The organism is Serratia sp. CY44782 (assembly GCF_052168715.1).
GTDB lineage: Bacteria > Pseudomonadota > Gammaproteobacteria > Enterobacterales > Enterobacteriaceae > Serratia > Serratia nevei.
Window position 1 is genome coordinate 1 of sequence record NZ_JBJNME010000022.1, and the last position, 4,727, is coordinate 4,727.

The 4,727-nt window shown below is 35.0% G+C and carries 7 protein-coding genes; 3 read left to right on the forward strand and 4 right to left on the reverse strand.

The window, feature by feature from the left end:
- The first annotated feature begins 132 nt into the window (after window positions 1-132).
- Together mobC and ACJ8HT_RS23985 are read left to right on the forward strand one after the other, a co-directional pair.
- A complete protein-coding gene (gene mobC / locus ACJ8HT_RS23980; protein ID WP_128318008.1) occupies window positions 133-507 on the forward strand; it encodes a plasmid mobilization relaxosome protein MobC in 375 nt (124 codons plus the stop codon).
- Window positions 482-1,894: a hypothetical protein gene (locus ACJ8HT_RS23985; protein ID WP_197653598.1), complete on the forward strand. Its 1,413-nt coding sequence runs from the start codon at window positions 482-484 to the stop codon at window positions 1,892-1,894. Before mobC ends, ACJ8HT_RS23985 begins: the two co-directional genes overlap by 26 nt.
- Window positions 1,895-1,963: 69 nt before the next feature.
- Here the strand turns inward: ACJ8HT_RS23985 and ACJ8HT_RS23990 are convergent, their stop codons facing one another.
- The 4 genes from ACJ8HT_RS23990 to ACJ8HT_RS24005 are packed head-to-tail and all read right to left on the reverse strand — an operon-like array spanning window position 1,964 to window position 3,612.
- Window positions 1,964-2,281, reverse strand: a complete 318-nt coding sequence (locus tag ACJ8HT_RS23990; RefSeq protein WP_442520141.1) for a hypothetical protein — start codon at window positions 2,279-2,281, stop codon at window positions 1,964-1,966.
- Window positions 2,282-2,285: 4 nt separating this feature from the next.
- The gene (locus ACJ8HT_RS23995) at window positions 2,286-2,444 is read right to left on the reverse strand and encodes a hypothetical protein (RefSeq protein WP_164876883.1); all 159 of its coding nucleotides are present in this window, start codon (window positions 2,442-2,444) and stop codon (window positions 2,286-2,288) included.
- Window positions 2,445-2,479: 35 nt separating this feature from the next.
- On the reverse strand, window positions 2,480-2,749 hold the full coding sequence (locus tag ACJ8HT_RS24000; protein ID WP_128318011.1) for a plasmid replication protein: 270 nt from the start codon (window positions 2,747-2,749) through the stop codon (window positions 2,480-2,482).
- Window positions 2,746-3,612 (reverse strand): replication initiation protein, encoded by an 867-nt coding sequence (locus ACJ8HT_RS24005; protein ID WP_197653597.1) that lies wholly within the window; start codon window positions 3,610-3,612, stop codon window positions 2,746-2,748. Before ACJ8HT_RS24005 ends, ACJ8HT_RS24000 begins: the two co-directional genes overlap by 4 nt.
- Window positions 3,613-3,937: 325 nt before the next feature.
- On the opposite strand from ACJ8HT_RS24005, the gene ACJ8HT_RS24010 reads away from it, so the two are divergent.
- Window positions 3,938-4,537 (forward strand): hypothetical protein, encoded by a 600-nt coding sequence (locus ACJ8HT_RS24010; protein WP_197819229.1) that lies wholly within the window; start codon window positions 3,938-3,940, stop codon window positions 4,535-4,537.
- Window positions 4,538-4,727: the final 190 nt, after the last annotated feature.

Below are 4,727 nucleotides of genomic sequence, written 5' to 3' on the forward strand. Positions count from 1 at the left end.
TTTTTTTTGTATTACTAATTGTATTAGATAGCCAGTTAGCACAATACTTCGTATTGTTTACTGGTGAGGTGGCTTCGCCCCCTTCAATCCCCCTTAAGGTCAAAATCAAAAAGCTAAAAAAAAGGACAGGATATGCGTGATTATAAAGAAAAATACCAGAGAAAAAATTTTGTTTCTCTTTGTCTTTCAGATCAAGAAATGTCAGAAGTTGACGAGTTAACTAAAAGATTAGATTTAACAAGAGCTGCTGCCATTCGTGAATTACTTTTGACAAGCACTACAAAACTAAAAAATAGAATACATAAAAACGACGACAAGGAACAATTATTTTTGCTATCTAATGTTGCTAACAACATTAATCAAATCGCTAAAAAAATGAATACCAACATTGATTATTTTTTGTCTGGCAATGGTGAACAGTTCGCATATTTGTTTGATCAGATTGTTGACGACATCGAAAAAATAAAGAGAGGATCTGCCAATGATACACAAACAGATAGGAGGTAAGCAAAGACAGAAGAATGTTGAGCATTCTCTTAATTATATTCTAAGAGTTAGACCTACGGACACAGAAGAAAATCGCAAATTTGTTCAGGTTATGACAACAACAACAAGAGCAGATATTGAGAATTTTAATGATTATATAAAGTCTAAAAAATTTGCTCATCCATATATTACTGGTGTTCTATCTTTCGAGGAAAACGACACAGATGAAAACTTAAAACAGAAGATGATTGCAGATTTTGAAGAGGTGCTTTTTTCTGGTGTTCCACCTGAAAACCGCCCTCCTATCATGTGGGTCCAGCATATGGACAAGGGAAGGTTAGAGCTTAACTATACAACCTTTAATGCCTTACAAGACGGCAGAGCCTTTAAAGCCTACTACCACAATACAGATCATCATCTTTTCAATGCGTTTTGTGAGAAGAACAACTTTGAGCACGGCTTTTCGTCAGTGTTGGACAAAGACGAAAAGAACAGCTTGGTCAGGGTTCCGACCAACATCCCGGAAGAAAAACGAGCAAAACTTGAACAGATACAGAACGAGATCCTCGGAAAAATTATTGTTCAAGAAATAAACAACAGAGATGAGTTGATCGATTATTTAAAATCAAAAGATATTCACATCAACAGAGTTAGAAAAAATCAGATATCTATTAAGTTTTCACCAGATGAAAAGCCAACAGTGTTAAAAGGAGACATTTATGAAGAGGACAGAGATTACAGAATTTATAGAGAATCACCAAAAAATAACCGAGAAAGAGATCCAGAGTTTGCTAAAAGAGCACTCGCAGAACATAGAGAAATCTTTGATAAATTACTTAAAAACAGATCAGCAAGAATTGCTGAAAGATATAACAGATCACCGAAAAAAAATGCGAGTATTATTGAGTCAAGAGCTAAAAAAACAAATGACCATGAAGATCAGAATAATCAACATAAAAATACAGACAGCTTTGATCTCGATAGTTTCTCTAAATTTGTTTTTAACGATTTTGATAATAATAAGAATGATAGTGAGGAATTAAATGAGCAAGATAATAGAAATGATAAAATTAAACCAAGAGAAGCAAAAAGCCAAAGAGAAGAAAGAACAAGACAAATTGAAGCAATTGATTTTGAACAACAACGAATTAATAAAATTGCTGAAACAGTCAGAAATCGACAGCTTAGAAATAGAGCAGAGGCTAATACAGTTGAATTTAGAATTGGATTTACAAGAAGACATTTTAGTGGATTTGTTCAATTTTTTCAAAAAGTCGTCAGGCCGTTTTTTGTCCATACAAGAAAAGATGAAATCAGAGAAAAATTTGAAAAAAGAAGAGAAGAGACAAAAAGACTTGAAAAAACAAAACAAAAAAATGAAATTAAAAGACCAAGATTTGGACGATGACATTGAAAATATAAAAGCAATGGTTAACTTTTTGTTGAATCATTACGAAAACAAATTATAGAAAATTCTTTATTGATAAATGTTCTTTTTGTTCTTAATCCATTTTTTCATGGTTTTTATTTGCGTTGGGGTTTTGGCAAAATTAAATGTTTTCCTTGAATTATTAAACTTTACTGCCAGTATGAAAACATACATATTAGAGTCATCTATTTCATAAAGAAAATAGATCTTTGCTGCTATAATGTATTTATAGCGTGTGTTTTCCCAGTACGGCCTTGTATGTGGAATGTTTTCAAGTTTTCTTATCAACTGGTTGAAATCGTCATCAGAAAGATATTCTTCGACGAATTCATCCAGCGTATTATTTGCGGTGATTACTGAATACATTAAATCAATCCCTTGCTTTTAGTTTTTTAGCAGTTCCATTTTCAATTCTTTTATAACAATCGGCTACTGCCTCAGCCGCCCATTTTCTTTCTTCGATAGAAAAAGAAAAATCTGTTTCTTTTTTTTCTTTTAAATCATGATGGTATAGTGTTTCTAAATTCATAAACCCTCCACAGTTTCTATATTTTCTAAAATTTATTATACAACAGAATGGTTCTTCAGCATATCTATATGCTTATATCGCTTCACGAGAGCCGCTGCTGCGTTGTAAGAGCATCCAAGCTCTAATGCTATCTCTTTAAGAGAAAAGCCGTTAGAACGCATTGTGTAAGCTTTCAGGCGTCTTTCCTTGGCTTTTGATTCATACTCTTCCCTTTCTATGGCTGTGTATTTTATGACTGTTGTGACTGAGATGTTAAATTTTTCTGCCAGTTGTTTTTGTGTTAACCCATTTCTGCTGACTCTCATTTTTCACCTCCTAAAAACCTGATCATTTCTTCTATATTTGATTGTTTTTTATAGTTATTTTTCTTTTTTCCACCATTCATTCTTCCTCGGTGAGCTTGAACGCTGGAGAATGCTGAACGACTAAAATTTTTCCAAGTCCATTTTCCTATGCTTCTGGCAGTTGCCTTTACTTCTCCAAACGGTAGTAAGTTTTTAGGATTACATAACGTATTTAAATTAATGGCTTGGTTCTCTATTTCTCGCATCCAAGAGTCAAAGCTTGATGAATCTTTGAACTCTAAAACGTGCCTATACGCATACAAGCGTAGATCGTCAAAAAGGTTAACATTTCGGCCAAGTCCATACTCCAGTCCTCTCTTTTCTTTTGGGTTAGGAGCATTTAGGTCTACAAAATCGGCGAGATAATCTAAATCATATAGATCAGCCCCAGACCAGTAGGGGGACCAGTGTGGATTTAGCGGGTTTTTCGTGATTAGTCCAACGTAGCCCGGATCTGATCCTAATTTGTTAGCCATACCGTTTTCTATGGCTGCGGCATACCTTAAAGGCTTTAATCGTGCCTGTTGTGTCTTACACACTCCGTTCTGAAGTATGTATCCATAGTGGCATCTTCCTGAGTTCGGGCTTTTCGTTATGAAGTGGGGCACAGGAAGCCCGACATCTTCGAATTTATAGAAACAGTTGTCATCATCGAGATCGAAAAGCAAACAGGTTTGGATGGCAGGCTGGTTTGCTTGTATGTAGAGCATTTCCAGTGCTTTTTCTTTCTTCCTGATACGAAGTCCAGTGCTCAAATCATCAGAGCAGTAAGGCTTCACAGGCATTTGACTTACAAAATTTTGTTGATTATCGTTGTTATACATAAGTAGTTCCTTTTCCCTGAACCCCTAATGCGATGAGTTTGGCGACCGTAGCATTAGGGGTTCTGTCTTTTCTTCTGTTTTAACTGGTTTTTTTCCTTTGTCAAGTAACCGCCTTAACCATATCAGATAACAGCCCTCTCCAAGGGTGGTTTTTTGATTCTTCACAGAGTAAACCTTTTATCTTGTCAAGTAATCGCCTTAACCATATCAGATAACAGCCCTCTCTTGGGGGTTCTTCCATTCAGATAAACTTTATTGTACTGGTTACTGCTCTGTGCTACTGTTCTGGTCAGTGTACTGATTTTTTCTCTGATTTGGGGGTTGTATGTCGTTTCTAAAATCGTTAGACAAAAAAGATGCTGTTGAACAGATTTCCTCTACCGTGAATCTTAGGCTTACTTTGGATGAAGATCGGTTGTTTACTCTTGCCAGTCAGAATTCTGGTTATAGTCGAAATGAGCTTACCTATCTTCTTCTTAAACGTTATATTTTTGATGATACCAGTTTAAAAGATATGGCTAACCAATCTGATGATGGTTTACATGCTGGTATCTATCCTAATTGTTATGTCGTGAATACTAATATTGTCCATGATAAAGATGATGACCTATTTATGGTTTCTAATGGTATTGCTGCGACATTTGAGGATGGTTATAAAGAGAAAATGACTTATATCGAAAAAGGTTCCTTAGTTTTTTTATATAGGTCAGGAGAGGGGATTGTTGCTCATGGTATTGCCAGTGGTGAGGTTTTGAAGAAAGATCACTATGGTGTCCCTGATAAAACATATTATCAGGTGCTTTCTGATTTTGTTTTGTATGATAAGCCATTAACACCGTCTGATATAAAAAAATTGCTTGGTAGAAATATTGTATTTATGCATACATGGTTTAGTTTAAAAGATGGTTATAAATTAATTAAGTGATTTTATTAAATTTAATAAGGCGGGGTTTTAATGGCCTCGCCTTATTATTATTTCCCCGTGATTGACTTTTGTTTTTTTTGTATTACTAATTGTATTAGATAGCCAGTTAGCACAATACTTCGTATTGTTTACTGGTGAGGTGGCTTCGCCCCCTTCAATCCCCCTTAAGGTCAAAATCAAAAAGCTAAAA